This window comes from Paraburkholderia phymatum STM815, from assembly GCF_000020045.1.
Classification (GTDB): Bacteria; Pseudomonadota; Gammaproteobacteria; order Burkholderiales; family Burkholderiaceae; genus Paraburkholderia; species Paraburkholderia phymatum.
Window position 1 is genome coordinate 1,721,520 of sequence record NC_010622.1, and the last position, 18,716, is coordinate 1,740,235.

Here is an 18,716-nt window from a genome sequence, read left to right on the forward strand (position 1 = left end):
CCACGATGACCCACGCTCCGACATACGCAGTCCGATTGGCGCAGCACATCTTGATGGCGCTCATCGTGCTCGCTGTGCCCCTTGCGCTGGAGGGATGCGGCGGCGGCAACTCATCGGACACATCGAGTAGCGCCGGAACTTCGTCTCCAACAACACCCGCGTCACCCGCCGCCAGCGGCACGCCCACGGCCAGCGCACCCGTAGCCGACAGCGCGACCGCCGCGACGGTGCCGCAATCGACGACCCCGAACGTCCACGCGATAACAGTCGCCTCGACGCCCACGCAGACCCGGAACTTGCTCACGACGAGCGTGACGATCTGCGCGCCCGCCTCCACCAATTGCGTCACGATCGATAACGTGCAGGTGGACACCGGCTCGCAGGGCTTACGCGTACTCGCATCGCAACTGCCCGCCAGTGTTGCTTTACCGGCCGTCTCCGCCGCCACGCCTGCGGGAACGACAAATACGATCAGCGCCGAATGCAGCGTGTTCGGTACCGGCTTCACGTGGGGCGCCGTCCGCACCGCCGATGTCCGCATGGCTGGCCAGCTTGCCGCCGGCATTTCGATCCAGGTGATCGGCGATTTGACGACTCCCACCGTCCCGTCCGACTGCGCCGCGTCTGGCCTGCCGATGATGACACCCAGCGCGCTGCGCGTGAACGGCATTCTCGGCATCGGCCTGTTCTCGGCTGATTGCGGCGGTGCCTGCACCGCGTCGGCCGTGCCTCGTTGGTACTACGCGTGCGACATCACCGGCGGATGCACGTCGACCACCCAGCCGCTCGGTCAACAGGTGACCAATCCCGTCAGCCGATTTGCGCTCGACAACAACGGCGTCGTAATCGACCTGCCCGCCGTCGGACCAAACGGCGCGGCGACCGTCAATGGATCGATGATTTTCGGCATTGGCACGCAGGCCAACAACATGCTTGGCAACGCGACTGTCCTGAAAGCCAACAGCATCACGGGCTACGTGACAACGGCTCTCGATGGGCAGCTGAATTCGCAGAGCTTTATCGATAGCGGGTCCAATGGCCTGTTCTTCCCGAGTACGACGCTCACGCGTTGCGGTTTCTGGTGGTGCCCCACGTCGACGCAAATGCTGACGGCAACGCTAACGGGGACCGACGGTGCATCGGCATCGCGGGCTTTTTCGATCGCCAATGCGCAAACCCTGTTCGCGACACAAAACTACGCGTTCGATAACCTTGGCGGACCTTCAAGCGCGTTCGACTGGGGACTGCCGTTCTTCTTCGGCCGCCGCGTCTACACTGCGATCGAATCGCGGCAGACATCCGCTGGCCGGGGACCGTATTACGCGTTTTGAGCATGCACGGAAATTAACACGCGCTTCCGATCGGTCTTCCTACGAACGCTGGCGTGCTATCCCGAGACACCACGCCAGCTTTCCAGCCGTGATCAGTTGCCAAGCACGATACCGATCCCTGCACGCACAACCGTGCTGTTGCTGCCAGACGACGCTACGCCCGCATTGAGATTGATCGTCCCCTTCTCATTCCAGCGCGATACGCCCAACCCGAATGCCGCCTGCCCGCGGTAACCGGCGACACCGGCATTGAGTGTCGTACGTCCCGGCAAATAGGGCGTAACGATCTGCAAAGCCGAAGCGGACGCGATGCCCTTGCGCGTGCTTCTGTCCAGATCATGAATCGACTGATAGGTCTGATCGACGGCGGCGTTCAACTGGTTCAGGTTGACGGCATCCGTGCCATGTGTACCCGGCGCAACGTTAACGATCTGCCGCTCGCTGCCTGCCTGACCGACCGATACTGTATTCGCACGGTCTGCGACCGAGCCTGCACCTAATGCGACTGCGCCATTGGCAAGCGCCTGGCTGCCCGCGCCTAATGCCGTCGTGTTGGCGCCGTTCGCGGCAGCCAGCGAGCCGATGGCGGTCGCTGCCGTAGCGCTGGCCTGCGCACCGCCGCCGAGCGCCGTCGCCTGATCGCCGTGTGCGACCGCGGCCGGCCCAACTGCGGTCGCGTGCGTGCCCGTTGCAGACGCCGCTTCCGCCGTCGCGTCCCCGTTCGCGCTTACGAATGGCGTAGGCACACCCGGAACCTGCGCGTTAGTGACCTGATTGATCGCATCCGTCAACTGCCCGAGGTTGACTGCGTCGCTCGCCAGTACGCCATCAGCAAGATTGTGGATCGCCGTGCCGCCCGCGACGCCGTGTCCTAACGTCACGCTCGTGTAATCAACCTGTCCGCTCGCGCTGTCATACACCACTGCGCTCGCTACCTGACCATTGCCGTCGATCAGTCCAGACTGCTTCAACTGCGCAACGTTGACGGCGTCGGTGTCGGCCGTGCCCGCGGCAACATGCGTGATCTGCCGCTCGCTCCCCGCCGAGCCGACCGATACTGCATTGGCCCGATCGGCCACCGCGTTGGCGCCGAGCGCGACCGAATTCGAAAACGCAGCTTGCGCGCCGCCGCCGATCGCAACGGAATCCGCGCCCGTCGCAAGCGAATCGGCAAGCGTTGAATTGGCACGGAAGAAGCGCGGCTCAATGCCGTTGCTGATCACATTGCCGAGCGCGACGTTCAGGTCGTTGATCGCGCTGGTGTTGCTCGCGACCCGGCCGTCGAGATTACCGAGCGCGTCGCCGACATTGCGAAACACACTGCCGCCCACCCGATAGCTCGGTGCGACGACCGTGCCGTCCGCCGCGACCGATGCACCGCCACCGAGCGCCGAAGCCACGCTCGTGCTGAGGCCATGCAGTTGACTGCCGTTGATCGCGTCGTGGCTGGCAGCATCGACGGCGCCATTGGCCACGTTGCCGAGGTGTACAGCCGCGCCCGCTGTCGCACCGCCCAGCGTCACGCTGTCATGCGCCGACGAGTCGTACATCACCGCGTCCGCCAGCCCGGAAGACACGGCACCGCGCAACTGGCTGACGTTGACGGCGTCCGTATCGGCCGTTCCCGCTGCAACATTGACGATCTGGCGCTGCTGCGTCGCATTGCCCACCGACACCGTGTTCGCGCGGTCAGCCTTCGCGCCCGCGCCCAATGCGACGGCGCCATTCGCGACCACCTGGCTGCCGGACCCGAGCGCCAGTCCGTCCGCGCCGGCCGTGCTCGTGAATGCGTTGACCCCGATCGCGAGGGAACGTTGGCCGCCCGCCATCGACATCGAGCCGAACGCGAGCGAATCCGCTCCGTCAGCAGACGCCATGTAACCAATCGACACCGCCCGGTCCGCATTGAAACCCGTCGACGCGCTGTAACCGATCACCGTCGAATTGATGCCCAATGCCGCGGTACGCGAGCCCACCGCCGTCGATCCCATGCGGCTCGCGGCAGCACCCGCCCCGACTGAGAGCGCATTGCTGCCCGACGCGTTCGCAGACGGGCCGATGGCCATCGCGTTGAGGTCGTTCGAAACCTGTGTCGGCGTACCCGCCATGACGTTAGTGCTCACTGCAATGTAGTCGGTGACGGAAGCCGCGAGTGCGGCCGGCGACCATGCTATTGCCCCAAGACTGACGGCGACGGCCATGCCGACGCACCCATTATGCATTGGCCGCCCGTCACGGCGACCATATGACGAAAACGTCCGCCCACGCTTGACCGCCAGTCCGCTCTGCAAATTGCTCATCGAAAACCTTGATACGAAAACCACTGCTCTCCCCAAAACGCGGCACCGCCCGGCTTAGAGAGCCATTGCTTCGTATACCGAATCATATTGGACGCGGTATTCGATGCACGACGGCGCCCACGTCCCGCGGGGATGCCTCCTACGTACCGTCACTTCTTCGATGTCGGTTACGACAGGCAAATCCTACGGAGACGACGCGGCCGTCAATACAAGAAAACTCCCAAAGTCGGGATCGTTCGATTAGCGAGCGCGGCTCAGCATGCGCGCCGACACGCGGTGTCGGGCAACGAGAAAGTGGATGGGAGAAAAGCGCGATTCAGGGGCGAGGGCACCGACGGACAGAGCCACGCGCAGCACGTTCCTGCGGCTGCGCCAGGCCACAGTGCTACGATCCGCCGCCGGCGAGCACCTGTTCGAGCGCCATCGAACGCGCGGCCTCCTCGGCTTGCTCGGGGGTATCGAACACACTGCCGGATACGTGGACCTGGTGCCATTCCGGCTTGTCGGCGGCGTTGCGGAAAATGCGAAAGCGTGCGCAGTAGCCGCGTGGCGTGACAGGGACCACGTCGATATCGACGGATGCGCCTTCGATCTGATGTCTGACGAAGCCGTCCATGCTGCCCTCCTGACCTCTGCGTTGCACGCAGAAATCCTAGCATGAGGGTTGTCGGGCTGCCCGTGCGTTGCAGCATGCGTGCTGCATCATCGCACCGGTAAGGCGCCGCGCGTTGCGGCACCGCTCAGATCATTCGTCGGAAGGCGTTTCGTCGCTCTTCGTCGAGTCTTTCACGAGGCGCGCGGGCGCGAGCCAGCGGAAGCCGGTCTGGCCGTTCGCGTCGTACGTGCACTCGACTGCCGCGGCCACCACCGTCTTGTGCGGCCTGGACTTTTCGATCGCTGCCGTGACGGGTGCAAGCAGGCCCGCTTCGAGGATGTTGGTATTCGGCGCCTTGGCGACGGCCGCTTCGGACGCGGTCTGCGGATGCTCCAGCGTGCCTTCGACGACGACCCGGCTGCCGTGAATCGACGTGCCCGTGTGCAGCACCTTCAGCGTGTCCTCAGCGGAGAGTTCCTTCGCCGACTCCCGCATCGTCTGCTCGCACGCACCCGGGTCCTTGTACACGGCCGCGCATCCCGCGGACAAGGCGGCGGCGAGCAAGCAGCATGCGATAACAGGAGTGCGGGTCTTCATCGATGTTCCGGAATTCTGGGCGACGGCCATTGTAGCCTGGCTCGCAGCCGCGAGCAGGGGCGCTTGGCGACGCGCAAAGCAAAGGCCGCCCGGGGGCGCCCTCGAAGCGACTCATACGCGAAGTGCGATCAGTCTTCCCAGCTATCCGGCAAGCTGTGCGTGAGTGTCGACACGAAGCTCGCCGTTTCCGGCTGGCGCGGCCGCGTGAAGATGTCGCGCGAGTGGCCTTGCTCGACGATCGAGCCGTTGCTCAGAAACACCACATTGCGCGCGATCGACGCCGCGAGCCGCAAGTCATGCGTCGCCATCAGCATGGTCATGCCTTCTTTCGCGAGTTGGCGCAGCACTTCGACCACTTCGGCGGCGAGGCCGGGATCGAGCGCGGACGTCGGCTCGTCACACAGCAGCACTTCCGGCGAAGGCGCGAGCGCGCGTGCAATTGCGACGCGCTGCTGCTGCCCGCCCGACAGCGTGACGGGCCACGCATCGGCCTTGTGCGCGATACCGACCTTCTCCAGCAGTTCGAGCGCGCGCACGCGGGCGCGTTCGCGGTCCCACTTCTGCACGGTGATGAGCCCTTCCATCACGTTCTCGATCACCGTACGATGCGGGAACAACTGGAAATTCTGGAACACCATCCCCGTGCGGCGGCGGATCGCGAGCACGGCTTCCTTCGACGGCTTTTCCACGCGGCTGAACCGGATTCCCTGATCGCCAAGTTCCAGCGATCCGGCTTCGGGTATTTCGAGCAGGTTCACACAACGCAGCAGCGTGCTCTTGCCACTGCCCGACGGTCCGATCAGCGCGGTCACGTTGCCCTGTTCGAGCCTGAGATCGACGCTGTTCAGCACGCGATGATCGCCGAAATACTTTTCGATTTTTTCGAGGCGGATCATCGTTCAGTTACCCGACGTGAAAAGCGCGTGACGGCCGAAGCGGCGCTCCAGGCGCACCTGCGCGGACGACAGCACCGAGCTGAACACCAGATAGATCAGCGCGGCTTCCGTGTAGAGAATGAGCGGCTCGTACGTCACCGATGCAATGCGCTGCGCGGCCTGAAAAATCTCCGGCACCGTCAGCACAGCGGCAAGCGACGTATCTTTCACGAGCGCGATGAACGAGTTCGACAGCGGCGGCAATGCGACGCGCGCCGCCTGCGGCAGGATCGCGCGGCGTAGCGCCTGCGCGCGCGTCATGCCCATCGAATACGCGGCTTCCCACTGTCCCTTCGGAATCGATTCGATCACCCCGCGAATCACTTCGGAATTGTACGCACCGACATTCAACGAAAAGCCGATGATCGCGGCCGTCAGCGGGTCGAGCACGATCCCGACATTCGGCAACCCATAGAAGATGACGAACAGCTGGACCAGCAGCGGCGAGCCGCGAAACAGCCACACGTAGAAGCGCACGATCGCCACGGACCAGTTTGGTCCGAACAGCCGGATCAGGGCGACGATGAACGCGAGCGCGATCCCGATTCCAAACGACACGAGCGTCAACGGCACGGTGAACACCAGGCCCGCATAAAGCAGCGGCCACAGCGATTCACCCATCAGATGCAACCAGGCAGGCATGATTCAGGCTCGCCTTCGTGCTTACTTGGAAACGTCTTTGCCGAAGTACTTCTCGGAGATCTTCGCGTACGTACCGTCGGCCTTGATTTCTGCCAGCGCCTTGTTGATGGCGGCCTGCAGTTCAGGGTTGCCCTTGCGGATCAGCACGGCCGAGTGGTCGGAGCTATCCGATGCCGTTTCGACCGCGGCGATCTTCACCTTCGCGTCCGGCTTGTGCTTCTTGAAGTCGAGGAACGACAGCGAGTCGTTGACCGTTGCGTCGACGCGGCCCGAGGTCAGCAGGTCGATCGATTCGTTGAAGCCCTGCACAGGGACCACTTCTGCGCCGTGTGCGGCCGCGATCTTGCCGAAGTTGCTGGTCAGCGTGTTGGCCGACTTCTTGCCCTTCAGGTCGTCGAAACCCTTGATCGAGCTGTTGTCCGAGCGCACGATCAGCGCTGCGTGCGACACGATGTACGGCTCCGAGAAGTCGTACTTCTGCTTGCGCGCGTCGGTGACGGCCACTTCGTTGATCACGGCGTCGTAGCGGTTAGCGTCGAGACCGGCGATAAGGCCGTCCCACTTGCCTTCGATGAACTCGGCCTTGACACCCAGCTTTTGCGCGATCGCACGGCCGATCTCGACGTCGAAGCCCGTGAGCTGGTTGGACGCGTCGTGGTATGTGAACGGCGCGTAGGTGCCTTCCGTGCCGATCTTGAGGGCGCCGGCGGACTTGATCTTCGCGAGGTCGTCGGCGGCGAACGCGGCCGTCGCCGTCGCGACCTGCAGCAGGCCAATCAGCAGAAGGGATCGAATCGACTTCATAAGGGTGGGCTCCGAGGTTCGTTATGTGTTTGTCCGGTGTTCCAGGGGCTGTGCGTCCGGTTCTCCCGGACTATGCGTCCGGTTGCGTCGGCGGACTGTAGCAAACGGGCTTTATTTCCACAACGCATTTCAAGCTTTATGAATATGCTGCGGGGGAATATGCCGGGACGAAATACGTAAGTATACGGGGTTGTGGATGGGGGTGCTTTTAGTCGTGGGATTCGGGTTTCCGCTGTCGTAGGGTTCCGGTTTCCGCTGGCGGCGCCTTGCCGGTTGGCTATTTGCGCTGGCGTGCGCGGTGTGTGTGGCCGGCTTCCTGCTCGCTGGCATCCGCGGTTTGCTTCTGGTTTTTCTAGCGTTGCCCCCGTGCGGGGCAACGCCTGAACAACGAAGGCAAATCGCGGATGCCAACAAAAAACCAGGCGCGGCCACTACGTCGCAGACAAAAAAGCATCAAGCAGCCGCCGTCAAGCACAAACGTTACCGCTCTACGGGATGCGGCTCCCTAAGCCGATTAACGACACGCACGGCGTCGTAATAAGCTGCATTGGGCGGACGCCTCAAATACTGCCCAGCGCCGCGCTGTGCGCGAAGATCGCCATCGGCCCACACGTGCGCCCCACGCGCAAAGGTATGCATGGCCGCGCCTTGCACCGTCATCCCTTCGAACACATTGAAGTCGACCTTCTGATGATGCGTCTTCACAGAAATGGTCTTCGTCGCAGCCGGATCCCAGATAACAAGATCCGCGTCCGCACCGGCCTGCACAGCGCCCTTGCGGGGATAAAGATTGAAAATCTGGGCAGCATTCGCAGACGTAATACGAACGAACTCATTCGGTGTAACGCGCCCTTGATTCACGCCCTCATGCCACAACACCGACATCCGGTCTTCAATCCCACCGCACCCGTTCGGAATCTTCGTGAAATCCTCGCGCCCCATCGCCTTCTGGGACGCGCAGAACACACAATGATCGGTGGCCGTCGTATGCAACTGGCCCGCTTGCAAGCCGCGCCATAGCGCCTCGCGATGCTCGCGCGTGCGAAACGGCGGACTCATCACGTGCGCGGCGGCACGCGTCCAGTCGGGATCGCGATATACGCTTTCGTCGATCACAAGATGCCCCGGCAGCACCTCCCCAAATACGCGCTGGCCTTCGTTGCGCGCGCGTGAAATCGCTTCGACCGCTTCTCTCGATGACACATGCACGATGTACACGGGCACGCCGAGCACTTGCGCAATGCGGATCGCGCGATTCGCGGCCTCGCCCTCCACTTCGGGCGGACGCGACAGCGGATGCGCCTCCGGCCCCCTGAAACCCTTCGCCAATAGCTGCTTCTGCAACTGGAATACGAGCTCGCCGTTTTCCGCATGCACAGTCGGCAGCGCACCGAGTTCTAGCGAACGCGAGAAGCTGTTCACGAGCACTTCGTCGTCAGCCATGATCGCGTTCTTGTAGGCCATGAAGTGCTTGAAGCTCGACACGCCATGCTCGTTGACGAGCGTGCCCATGTCGCGATACACGGAGTCGTCCCACCACGTCACAGCCACATGAAAGCCATAATCGGCCGATGCCTTTTCCGCCCAGCCGCGCCATTCATTAAATGCGTCCATCAGCGGCTGCTTCGGGCTCGGAATCACGAAGTCGATGATGCTCGTCGTGCCGCCCGACAGCCCCGCCGCCGTGCCCGTGTAGAAGTCGTCGCTCGCCGTCGTGCCCATGAAAGGCAGTTCCATGTGCGTGTGCGGATCGATGCCGCCCGGCATCACATACTGATCGTGAGCGTCAACGATGCGCGCACCCGCGGGCGGCTCGATCGTGCGATCGACCTGCAGGATCGTGCCGCCGTCCTGCGGGTCCGCAATCAATACGTCGGCTCTATGCGTGCGGTCGGCATCGATCACCGTGCCGCCGCGAATAAGAGTTGTCATCGCTTGCCTCCTCGGTCAAACATCGAATCACATCACGCACTCGCCATGCTCGCGCCGGGATTGCGGCGCAGCTTCATCCACGTGCCATACACAATGGATGCCAACGCCAGTCCGACGAACCATGCATAGGTATAGAGCGTATTGAAGAATGCGGGCACGTTCGGAAACGATGCGGGAAACGCCGTATGCAAAAAGCCGGGCAGATTCGGAACCACGCCGATCACCAGCGCGGCGACGGCTGCCAGGTTCCAGCCGCCCGTATAGCTGTATTCGCCGTGTTCGTCGAAAAGTTCGTGCGAGTCGAGCCGCGTGCCGCGAATGAGGAAGTAATCGACCATCAGGATGCCTGCGACAGGTCCAAGCAACGCCGAGTAACCCACGAGCCACGTAAAGATATAGCCTTGGGTGGTCGCGAGAATCTTCCACGGCATCATCACGATCGCAATGACCGCCGTCATCAGCCCGCCCGTGCGGTACGATATTCCCTTAGGCCAGAGGCTCGAAAAATCATACGCGGGACCCACAAGATTCGCCGCGAGATTGCAGCACATCGTATCGAGCGTGAGGATGATGAGTGCAACGCCGACGCCGACACCCGTCATGCGGCTCGTCAGATCGATCGGGTCCCAGATCGCCTTGCCGTAGATCACAACCGTCGCCGACGTGACGACCACGGAGATCACCGACAGCAAAGCCATCGGCACCGGCAAGCCGATCGACTGCCCGACGATCTGATCCCGCTGCGTCCTGGCGAAACGCGTGAAGTCAGGGATATTCAACGCAAGCGTCGCCCAGAAGCCAACCATTGCCGTAAGCCCGGGCCAGAACGTGAGCCAAAACAGGCCCTCCTTCTTGCCGCCCGGCACGAACTGCGAAGGCGCCGAGAGCATCGACCCGACGCCGCCCGCCCTGGACGTCGCCCACCACACGAGCGCGATGCACATCACCACCTTGATCGGCGCGGACCAGCTTTCGAGCCAGCGAATCGAATCGGTGCCATGCACGATGAAATAAATCTGCAACGCCCAGAACGCGAGAAAGCACGCGAACTGCCCAATCGAGATGTCGAGAAACGGCAGCGCCGCGCCGTGCAGCGCATTGCCCGTCAGGATGTTGAGCAGCGTATAGATCGCGCTGCCACCGAGCCACGTCTGGATGCCGTACCAGCCGCACGCGACGATCGCGCGCAACATCGCGGGCAGTTTCGCGCCCTGCGTGCCGAATGACGAACGCACGAGCACCGCGTACGGAATGCCGTGCTTCGCGCCCGCATGACCGATCAGCAGCATCGGAACCAGCACGATCATGTTCCCGAGCAGCACGGTCAACACCGCCTGCCACGGCGACATGCCCTCTTCCGTCAGCCCTGCCGCGAGCATGTACGACGCGATGTTCATCACCATGCCGACCCAAAGCGCGGCGAAGTGATACCACTTCCACGTGCGCTGCGCCGGGCCAGTCGGCGCAAGGTCGTCGTTATAGAGACTGCTGCCGTGCGCGCCGGCCGCGTAAGACGCGTCGGCGGATTGCGCTGTCTGCTTCATCGATGGTTCTCCACTTGACCGCTCGTTGACTGGGGTGCCCTTATCAGCGTGCTTTTTTCAGGCTGCCTTGGCGGGGTGCCGTGCGTCTGCCGTTTCAGGCGCGTCCGCCACGACACGTGCGGGATTGTTCGGATGGGTGGTCCAGTTCGCGTACTCGCCGCTATCGACGCGCTCCATCGTGATGCATTGCTCAACGGGACACACATGCATGCAAAGATTGCACCCGACGCATTGCGCATCGATCACTTCAAAGTGGCGCTTGCCGTCCTTCTCGCGTGTGATGGCCTGATGCGAAGTGTCCTCACAGGCAATATGGCAGAGGCCGCATTGAATGCACTTGTGCTGATCGATGCGTGCCTTGATGTCGTACTTCAGGTTCAGGTATTTCCAGTCCGTGACGTTCGGCACGGCACGGCCACGGATATCCTCGAGCGTCGCATAGCCCTTCTCATCCATCCAGTTCGACAGGCCGTCCGCCATGTCGGACACGATGCGAAAGCCGTAATGCATGGCCGCCGTGCAGACCTGTACACTGCCCGCGCCGAGCACCATGAACTCGGCGGCGTCGCGCCACGACGAAATGCCGCCGATGCCGGAGATCGGCAGACCCGGCGTTTCCGGATCGCGCGCGATTTCGGCGACCATGTTCAGCGCGATCGGCTTCACAGCGGGACCGCAGTAGCCGCCATGCGTGCCCTTGCCGTCGACAGTTGGCATCGGCGCCATCTGATCGAGATCGACGGCGACGATCGAATTGATCGTGTTGATCAGCGACACGCCGTCCGCGCCGCCCTTCCAGGCGGCGCGCGACCCCATGCGGATGTCGCTGATGTTGGGCGTGAGCTTCACGAGGCATGGCAGCTTCGTGCCTTCCTTCACCCAGCGCGTGACCATCTCCACGTATTCCGGGACCTGGCCGACAGCCGAGCCCATACCGCGCTCGCTCATGCCATGCGGACAACCAAAGTTCAGTTCGACGGCATCGGCACCCGTGTCTTCGACGAGCGGCAGGATCCATTTCCAGTCGCGTTCGTTGCAAGGCACCATCAGCGATACGATCAACGCGCGATCGGGCCAGTCGCGCTTGACCTGGGCGATCTCGCGCAGATTGACGTCGAGCGGCCGGTCGGTGATCAGTTCGATATTGTTCAGCCCTGCGATGCGTTGGCCGTTCCATTGCACCGCGCCGTAACGCGAGCTGACGTTGACCACATGCGGATCCAGCCCGAGCGTCTTCCACACGACGCCGCCCCAGCCCGCTTCGAATGCGCGGTTCACGTTATAGGCTTTGTCAGTGGGCGGCGCGGATGCGAGCCAGAAAGGATTCGGCGACGTGATGCCGGCTATCGTGCAGCGTAGATCGGCCATGTTCGGCTCCGTGGGGTTCGGTTTTATCCTTGGATATCGGGCGGCGCGTTCAGGCCGCCTTCACTGCGGCCAATGCGAACGCCGCGTCGATCGATGCCGCTGCGAGCTTGCCGTCCTGCACCGCTTGCACGGTCAGGTCGATGCCGCCCGACGCCGCGCAATCGCCGCCCGCCCACACGTTGTCCAGTGACGTGCGCATGTCCGCGTCGACTGCGATGCGGTGTTGATCGAACGTCAGCAGCGCGCGATCGAGGCCGACGGCGACCAGCGTCTGGCCGATGGCCTTGAGCACCATGTCGGCCTCGAGCGTGAAGCGCTCCGTGGCGCCATCGCGAGCAGTGCGTTCGAATTCGACTGCGCTCACCATGCCGTCGGTGCCTATCAATCGCACGGGCTTCGCATGCGTGACGAGCGTCACGCCCTGCGTCTGCGCGAATTCGCGCTCGGTCCAGGTCGCGCTCATCGATTCGACACCGCGCCGGTACACCATCGTCACGCTCGTCGCGCCGAGTTTGCGGCTTTGCACCGCGGCATCGATAGCCGTATTGCCGCCGCCGATCACTACCACGCGGCGGCCAACGGCAACCGTCGCGAGGTCTGACGCCTCACGCACCTGCTCGATGAAATCGACGGCGTCAAGCACGCCGCCCAACGCTTCCCCATCGAGTTCGAGCGCGCGCACGCCCGTCAGACCGAGCGCGAGAAACACGGCATCGTGCTGCTGGCGCAGCGCATCGAGCGTCACGTCACGGCCGAGCGCAACACCTGTTTTCAGGTCGATCCCGCCCACCGCCAGCAGCCATTGCACTTCGCGCTGCGCGAAGCCGTCGACCGTCTTGTACGCGGCGATGCCATATTCGTTGAGTCCGCCGCCCTTGTCGCGGGCGTCGTAAATCGTCACGCGATGCCCCGCCACCGCCAGGCGATGCGCACAGGCGAGCCCCGCCGGTCCCGCGCCGACGACGGCGACATGACGTCCGCTGTCGGGCGCACGCTGCCACTGCACGGCATCGTGCGCCATCGCCCAATCCGTCGCATGACGCTGCAACGCGCCGATCGCGACGGGCTGTGCGTCCTGATGATTGCGCACGCATGCGCCTTCGCAAAGAATCTCCGTCGGGCAGACACGCGAACACATGCCGCCCAATGGGTTCGCGGACAGGATGTCGGTTGCGGCGCCCTTCAGATTGCCGTTGCCAATCTTGCGGATGAAGCTGGGGATGTCGATTTGCGTGGGACAGGCCTGCACGCAAGGCGCGTCATAGCAGTAGTGACAGCGGCTCGCGGCAGCGGCCGCTGCGGTGGAATCGAGCAGCGGCGCAATGTCGGCGAATTCACACGAAAGCTGGTCGGGCGACAGACGATGCGCGGCGATGTCGCCTGTTTGCTTGATGGCCATATACTTTCCTTCGACGAAGTGAGGACGTAGCCGTGCCTGCCGGCTTCGCTCGAACGAAGCCGGGGCGCCGTATTGCAGGGGTGCAGCGTTGAAGCCTCGAAGTGTCTTCGAGTGCTTACGATGCGGGTTCGCAGGCACGCTCGAGCATCGCGTGCAGCAACACGTTCGCGCCCGCCTCGATCCACTCGGGGGTCGCGTCTTCGATTTCGTTGTGACTGATACCGTCCACGCACGGCACGAACACCATCGATGTCGGCGCGACCTGCGACAGATAGCACGCGTCATGTCCCGCACCCGACACCATGTCGCGATGCGCGTAACCGAAACGCTCGGCGGCGGCACGCACGGACTTCACGCACGCCTCGTCGAATTTGACGGGCGCATAGTAAAAGATCTGTTCGAGTTGCGTTTCGAGACCGATGCCGCCCGCGATCTTCGCGACGCCGTCGCGCAACGCAGCGTCCATCTTCGCAAGCACGGCATCGTCGGGATGACGGAAATCGACGGTGAAAAACACACGCCCGGGAATCACGTTGCGCGAGTTCGGATGCACCTGCATCATGCCGACCGTCGCGCATGCGAGCGGCGCATGATCGAGGCCGATGCGGTTCACGAGGTCGACGACGCGCGCCGCGCCGAGCAGCGCATCCTTGCGGCGCGGCATCGGTGTCGGACCCGCATGCGCTTCCTGACCCGTCAGCGTGATTTCGTACCAGCGCTGCCCCTGCGCATCCGTCACGACGCCGATCGTCTTGTTCTCGGCTTCGAGTATCGGCCCCTGTTCGATGTGCAACTCGAACGCCGCATGCAACGGACGGCCGCCGCACGGCACGTCGCCTGCGTAGCCAATGCGCTTGAGTTCCTCGCCGATCGTCTTGCCGTCCACATCCTTGCGCGAGAGCCCGTAGTCGAGCGTGAACACGCCCGCGAACACGCCCGACGCCACCATCGCGGGCGCGAAGCGCGAGCCTTCCTCGTTGGTCCAGATCACGACTTCGACGGGATGCTCCGTTTCGATCTTGCGGTCGTTCAGGCTGCGGATCACTTCGAGGCCGCCCAGCACGCCGTAGATGCCGTCGAAGCGGCCGCCCGTCGGCTGCGAGTCCGCGTGCGAACCCGTCACCACGGGCAACGCATTCGGGTTCGTGCCCGCGCGCCGCATGAACACGTTGCCCATCTGATCGACACTCACCGCGCAGCCCGCGTCCCTCGCCCAGCTGACGATCAGGTCGCGCCCCTGCTTGTCGAGATCGGTGAGCGCGAGACGGCAGACGCCACCCTTCTGCGTCGCACCGATCTTCGCCATCGTCATCAGGCTATCCCACAGACGCTTGCCGTTGACCGTGATCGACGTATCGAGCCCTTGTTTCAACGCTTCGGTTACCGCATTCATTCGTCTTGCTCCTCTCGATCAACACGCTTTGCCGTTCAACCGCGAGTGAGTTGGCGCTTCTCGCGACGACGTGAAACGGGTGCATCGGGTTCGCTTTGGGGCATCGGTGCACGCGCGGCGTGCACCGATCGCCAGGCACTCCCCGTCGCGGTAAACCCTGGGCCTCGCGCGCTTTGTGAATCCTGTCCGAATGGACAGGTTGTAGCCGACTAAAATCTTTAAAGCAATGTCTTTTGTGCGAGCCGATACAGATCGCAAAGAGAGCGAGAAGCATGCCATTGCGATGCAGCATCGCCCGGTGTGCGCAGAAAGACCGCGAACGCGGATTCCGGCCGATTGCAAGGCGAGCGGCTAGAATGAAGCGCGACGCGGCACACAGGCCGCGCGAGGCCAGCGATGAGACACGACAAGCCAGTGGAAGAAACGGCAGTGAGCGGCATGAACAATGACGACGCGCCCGCACCTTTGCGGCGGCGCAAGGCTCACATCCGCGAGAGCAACGAAGCGCATCTGCTCGCATGCGCGGAGGCCGTTTTTGCGGAGCGGGGCTTCGAAGGCGCGAGCACGGCGATGATCGCGGAACGCGCGGGCTTACCGAAAGCCAACGTCCATTACTACTTCCCAACGAAGCTCGCGCTCTATCGCCGCGTGCTCGAAGATCTGTTCGAAGACTGGCATCGCGCGGCCAATACGTTTGAGGGCAGCGACGACCCCGTCGAAGCGATCGGCGGCTATGTGCGCGCGAAAATGGAATTGTCGCGACGGCGGCCGCTCGGCTCGAAGGTGTGGGCGAACGAGATCATTCACGGCGCGGTACACATGGCCGATATTCTCGAACAACGCGTGAAGCCGTGGCTCGATACGCGCGTGACCGTGATCGACGACTGGATCGCGCGCGGACTGCTCGCGAACGTCGATGCGCAAACGCTGCTGTACATGATCTGGGCAACGACCCAGCACTATGCGGATTTCGATGCGCAGATACGCGCACTCGGCGGCAAACGTGCATTGTCACAAAAGGCTTTCGACGCAACGACGGATCAGGTCGTGCAACTCGTGATTCGCGCGTGCGGGGCGAAATCGCCGGCTGCGAAGACGTAACGCCCGCTCGCGTTCAGTACGTTTCCAGATGCAGACGTCCTTCGCGCTTGAGCCTCTGCCATAGCGCGTTCCATTCGAGGCCATGCTGATCGGCAATGTCCTTGAGCGACTGCAGCACCCCGTCTTCCATGCCCTTCAACCCGCACACGTAGATGTACGTGCCGTCGTCGCGAAGCAGTTGCGCGACATCGACGGCACGCTCGCGCATGGCGTCCTGCACGTAGCGCTTCCGTTCGCCGGGCGTGCGCGAAAACGCCAGATTCGTGTCGATGAAGTCTTTCGGCAGATTCGTCAGCGGACCGAAGTACGGCAGCTCTGCTTTCGTGCGCGCACCGAAGAACAGCATCAGTTTGCCCGTCGCCCCCTTGAGCCTGCGTCGCCGGCGATACTCGGTCATCGCGCGCATCGGCGCGGACCCCGTGCCCGTGCAGATCATCAGCAGATGCGAATCCGGATGATTGGGCATCAGGAACGTGCTGCCGAACGGGCCGATCACATTGACTACGTCGCCCTTTTTCAGATCGCACAGATAGTTCGAGCACACGCCGCTCGCCGCATTGCCGCGATAGTCCTGCGTGACGCGCTTCACGGTCAGCGACACGTTGTTGTAGCCGGGCCGCTCGCCGTCGCGCGGACTGGCGATCGAATACTGGCGCGCATGATGGGCGCGGCCATCGGCGGCGCTGCCCGGCGGCAGAATGCCGATCGACTGCCCTTCCAGCACAGGAAACGGCAGCGAGCCGAAATCGAGCACGATGTGATGTATGTCGCTTTCCGTCCCTTCGTCTGTCAGCCGGTAGTTGCCGACGACAGTCGCCTTCGTCGGGTTCCTGTGTGTGTAGAGATTCACATACGGACGCGCGGCGGACCACGGTGGCACCACCGCACCGCGCACCGTGTCGACCTCGATGCCCTGTGCTTCACCGTCACCATCACTGCCGCCGGTCATGGCGCCGGTCGCGGGCCCGGCTGTCGCGGGCAATGCCATTGTTCCCTGTTCGGGCAACACGTCCCACGTGTACTGTTCGTCGACGCTCCATGCGTCGGCCTTCAGCACGGTGCGCCAGTTGTCGATCGCGCCCGTCGGACACGGCGGCACGCACGCCATGCAACCGTTGCAGACGTCCGGCATCACGACGTAGTTCGTGTCGTCGTGCTGGATCGCATCGATCGGGCAGGTCTCTTCGCATGTGTTGCAGCGAATGCAGATCTCCGGATCGATCAGATGCTGCTTGAGGACTTCGATCGATACAGGCGCGTTCATGAATGTCTCCCTGCCTCTGCTTTTCCTCGCCGTCGCGCGCGATGCTCAGTTGAAGCGCACGTATTCGAAATCGACGGGCTGACGGTTGATGCCCATCGCGGGCGGCGCGATCCAGTTCGCGAACCGGCCGGCTTCGACGACGCGGCCCATCAGCGATGCGACGTAAGCGCGGTCTTCCGGGCCCGGCAGCCAGTTCGCTTCGTTCGCGGCCCACTCTGCTTCGCCAATGACACGTCCATCGGGCGACACACGAGTGCCCGCGAAAGTGCCGATCTGACGGTTGAACGCCTTGTGCGGCACGGTCAGACGACAATCGATACCCGCCTTCTCCAGTACCTTGTTCCAGCGTCCGACGCCAGCAACGGAATCCTTGATGTAGTCGTCGCGCAGCACTTCGTTCATCGCATTGAGCATGGGCACTTCGCGTTCGACGAGCTTGCCGTCCTCGACATCGAGCAGCTTGTAGCTTTGCCCGTTCAACTGATGGTCGTCGTCGCGCTTCGTTTCTTCGTAGCGGCCCTTGAGACCCGAGTTGTAAAACGTCGCCGCATTCGACGACTGATCCGCGCCGAACAGGTCGATCGTGACCGAATAGTGGAAGTTCAGATAGCGCTGGATGGTCGGCAGATCGATCACGCCAGCCGCGCGAATCCTGTTCACGTCGTCCGTTCCAAGTTCGTTCATCACTTGCGCGGTGCGCTGAACGACACGCGACACACCGGACTCGCCGACGAACATATGATGCGCTTCTTCCGTCAGCATGAACTTCGTCGTGCGCGCGAGCGGGTCGAAACCGGACTCGGCAAGCGCGCTCAGCTGAAACTTGCCGTCGCGATCGGTGAAGTACGTGAACATGTAGAACGCGAGCCAGTCAGGCGTTTTTTCGTTGAACGCGCCGAGAATGCGCGGATTGTCGTCGTCGCCCGACCGGCGCCCTAGCAATGCTTGCGCTTCTTCGCGCCCGTCGCGGCCGAAGTAACGATGCAGCAGATACACCATCGCCCACAGGTGCCGCCCTTCTTCGACATTCACCTGGAACAGGTTGCGCAGGTCGTACATCGACGGCGCGGTCAGTCCCAGATGACGCTGCTGTTCGACGGAAGCCGGCTCGGTGTCGCCCTGGGTGACGATGATGCGACGCAGATTCGCGCGATGCTCTCCTGGCACGTCCTGCCAGGCCGCTTCGCCCTTATGCTCGCCGAAGTTGATCTTGCGTTCCGGGTCGCCCGGCGCGAGAAAGATGCCCCAGCGATAATCGGGCATCTTCACGTAGTCGAAATGCGCCCAACCGCCGGGGTCGACGCTCGTTGCCGTGCGCAGATACACGTCGTAGTTGTGCGAGCCGTCGGGGCCCATGTCACCCCACCACGACAGGAAATTCGGTTGCCATTGTTCGAGCGCGCGTTGCAGCGTGCGGTCGTCGGCGAGGTTGACGTTGTTCGGAATCTTGTCGCTGTAGTCGATGGTGGACATGTCGGTTCCTTGAGCGCGATGCAGGTTCACGATGTAGA

Annotated in this window: 14 protein-coding genes and 1 pseudogene; 2 read left to right on the top strand and 13 right to left on the bottom strand. The window is 63.0% G+C overall.

Going from position 1 to position 18,716, the window contains the following annotated elements; translation table 11 throughout:
• Positions 1 to 5: 5 nt before the first annotated feature.
• Positions 6 to 1,331 carry a DUF3443 domain-containing protein gene (locus BPHY_RS07775; protein ID WP_012400919.1) on the top strand — a complete coding sequence of 442 codons (1,326 nt, stop codon included), beginning with the start codon at positions 6 to 8 and terminating at the stop codon, positions 1,329 to 1,331.
• A gap of 92 nt (positions 1,332 to 1,423) precedes the next feature.
• On the opposite strand, the gene BPHY_RS07780 is transcribed toward BPHY_RS07775, so the two are convergent.
• The 11 genes from BPHY_RS07780 to BPHY_RS07830 all read right to left on the bottom strand — a co-directional run bounded on the left by BPHY_RS07780 (position 1,424) and on the right by BPHY_RS07830 (position 14,840).
• Positions 1,424 to 3,631: a YadA family autotransporter adhesin gene (locus tag BPHY_RS07780; protein WP_012400920.1), complete on the bottom strand. Its 2,208-nt coding sequence runs from the start codon at positions 3,629 to 3,631 to the stop codon at positions 1,424 to 1,426.
• Between the two features lie 385 nt (positions 3,632 to 4,016).
• On the bottom strand, positions 4,017 to 4,247 hold the full coding sequence (locus BPHY_RS07785) for a hypothetical protein (protein ID WP_012400921.1): 231 nt from the start codon (positions 4,245 to 4,247) through the stop codon (positions 4,017 to 4,019).
• A 129-nt stretch (positions 4,248 to 4,376) separates the two neighbouring features.
• Positions 4,377 to 4,823: a hypothetical protein gene (locus BPHY_RS07790; protein WP_041763437.1), complete on the bottom strand. Its 447-nt coding sequence runs from the start codon at positions 4,821 to 4,823 to the stop codon at positions 4,377 to 4,379.
• Between the two features lie 128 nt (positions 4,824 to 4,951).
• The gene (locus BPHY_RS07795; RefSeq protein WP_012400923.1) at positions 4,952 to 5,719 is read right to left on the bottom strand and encodes an amino acid ABC transporter ATP-binding protein; all 768 of its coding nucleotides are present in this window, start codon (positions 5,717 to 5,719) and stop codon (positions 4,952 to 4,954) included.
• Positions 5,720 to 5,722: 3 nt separating this feature from the next.
• A complete protein-coding gene (locus BPHY_RS07800) occupies positions 5,723 to 6,400 on the bottom strand; it encodes an ABC transporter permease subunit (protein WP_012400924.1) in 678 nt (225 codons plus the stop codon).
• 21 nt (positions 6,401 to 6,421) lie between these two features.
• Complete coding sequence (locus tag BPHY_RS07805) at positions 6,422 to 7,204, bottom strand: amino acid ABC transporter substrate-binding protein (RefSeq protein ID WP_012400925.1); 783 nt, start codon at positions 7,202 to 7,204, stop codon at positions 6,422 to 6,424.
• 480 nt (positions 7,205 to 7,684) lie between these two features.
• Positions 7,685 to 9,136 carry a dihydropyrimidinase gene (hydA, locus tag BPHY_RS07810; protein ID WP_012400926.1) on the bottom strand — a complete coding sequence of 484 codons (1,452 nt, stop codon included), beginning with the start codon at positions 9,134 to 9,136 and terminating at the stop codon, positions 7,685 to 7,687.
• 32 nt (positions 9,137 to 9,168) lie between these two features.
• The gene (locus BPHY_RS07815) at positions 9,169 to 10,680 is read right to left on the bottom strand and encodes an NCS1 family nucleobase:cation symporter-1 (RefSeq protein WP_012400927.1); all 1,512 of its coding nucleotides are present in this window, start codon (positions 10,678 to 10,680) and stop codon (positions 9,169 to 9,171) included.
• 57 nt (positions 10,681 to 10,737) lie between these two features.
• On the bottom strand, positions 10,738 to 12,048 hold the full coding sequence (gene preA, locus BPHY_RS07820) for an NAD-dependent dihydropyrimidine dehydrogenase subunit PreA (RefSeq protein WP_012400928.1): 1,311 nt from the start codon (positions 12,046 to 12,048) through the stop codon (positions 10,738 to 10,740).
• A gap of 49 nt (positions 12,049 to 12,097) precedes the next feature.
• Entirely contained in the window at positions 12,098 to 13,447 is a 1,350-nt protein-coding gene (locus tag BPHY_RS07825) for an NAD(P)-dependent oxidoreductase (RefSeq protein ID WP_012400929.1), read from the bottom strand.
• Positions 13,448 to 13,562: 115 nt separating this feature from the next.
• Positions 13,563 to 14,840, bottom strand: coding sequence for a Zn-dependent hydrolase (locus BPHY_RS07830; protein ID WP_012400930.1), 1,278 nt, complete (start codon positions 14,838 to 14,840; stop codon positions 13,563 to 13,565).
• Between the two features lie 356 nt (positions 14,841 to 15,196).
• On the opposite strand from BPHY_RS07830, the pseudogene BPHY_RS07835 reads away from it, so the two are divergent.
• A pseudogene (locus BPHY_RS07835) lies at positions 15,197 to 15,941 on the top strand (TetR family transcriptional regulator C-terminal domain-containing protein).
• Between the two features lie 13 nt (positions 15,942 to 15,954).
• On the opposite strand, the gene boxA reads toward BPHY_RS07835, so the two are convergent.
• Positions 15,955 to 17,205, bottom strand: coding sequence for a benzoyl-CoA 2,3-epoxidase subunit BoxA (gene boxA / locus BPHY_RS07840; protein WP_012400932.1), 1,251 nt, complete (start codon positions 17,203 to 17,205; stop codon positions 15,955 to 15,957).
• Positions 17,206 to 17,250: 45 nt separating this feature from the next.
• Positions 17,251 to 18,678, bottom strand: a complete 1,428-nt coding sequence (gene boxB, locus BPHY_RS07845; RefSeq protein WP_012400933.1) for a benzoyl-CoA 2,3-epoxidase subunit BoxB — start codon at positions 18,676 to 18,678, stop codon at positions 17,251 to 17,253.
• Between the last annotated feature and the right edge of the window lie 38 nt (positions 18,679 to 18,716).

Bases quoted from the DNA above. Each gene is read 5' to 3' on its own strand.
- BPHY_RS07775 (WP_012400919.1), top strand. From the start codon at position 6: ATGACCCACGCTCCGACATACGCAGTCCGATTGGCGCAGCACATCTTG.
- BPHY_RS07780 (WP_012400920.1), bottom strand. From the start codon at position 3,631: ATGAGCAATTTGCAGAGCGGACTGGCGGTCAAGCGTGGGCGGACGTTT.
- BPHY_RS07785 (WP_012400921.1), bottom strand. From the start codon at position 4,247: ATGGACGGCTTCGTCAGACATCAGATCGAAGGCGCATCCGTCGATATC.
- BPHY_RS07790 (WP_041763437.1), bottom strand. From the start codon at position 4,823: ATGAAGACCCGCACTCCTGTTATCGCATGCTGCTTGCTCGCCGCCGCC.
- BPHY_RS07795 (WP_012400923.1), bottom strand. From the start codon at position 5,719: ATGATCCGCCTCGAAAAAATCGAAAAGTATTTCGGCGATCATCGCGTG.
- BPHY_RS07800 (WP_012400924.1), bottom strand. From the start codon at position 6,400: ATGCCTGCCTGGTTGCATCTGATGGGTGAATCGCTGTGGCCGCTGCTT.
- BPHY_RS07805 (WP_012400925.1), bottom strand. From the start codon at position 7,204: ATGAAGTCGATTCGATCCCTTCTGCTGATTGGCCTGCTGCAGGTCGCG.
- hydA (WP_012400926.1), bottom strand. From the start codon at position 9,136: ATGACAACTCTTATTCGCGGCGGCACGGTGATCGATGCCGACCGCACG.
- BPHY_RS07815 (WP_012400927.1), bottom strand. From the start codon at position 10,680: ATGAAGCAGACAGCGCAATCCGCCGACGCGTCTTACGCGGCCGGCGCG.
- preA (WP_012400928.1), bottom strand. From the start codon at position 12,048: ATGGCCGATCTACGCTGCACGATAGCCGGCATCACGTCGCCGAATCCT.
- BPHY_RS07825 (WP_012400929.1), bottom strand. From the start codon at position 13,447: ATGGCCATCAAGCAAACAGGCGACATCGCCGCGCATCGTCTGTCGCCC.
- BPHY_RS07830 (WP_012400930.1), bottom strand. From the start codon at position 14,840: ATGAATGCGGTAACCGAAGCGTTGAAACAAGGGCTCGATACGTCGATC.
- boxA (WP_012400932.1), bottom strand. From the start codon at position 17,205: ATGAACGCGCCTGTATCGATCGAAGTCCTCAAGCAGCATCTGATCGAT.
- boxB (WP_012400933.1), bottom strand. From the start codon at position 18,678: ATGTCCACCATCGACTACAGCGACAAGATTCCGAACAACGTCAACCTC.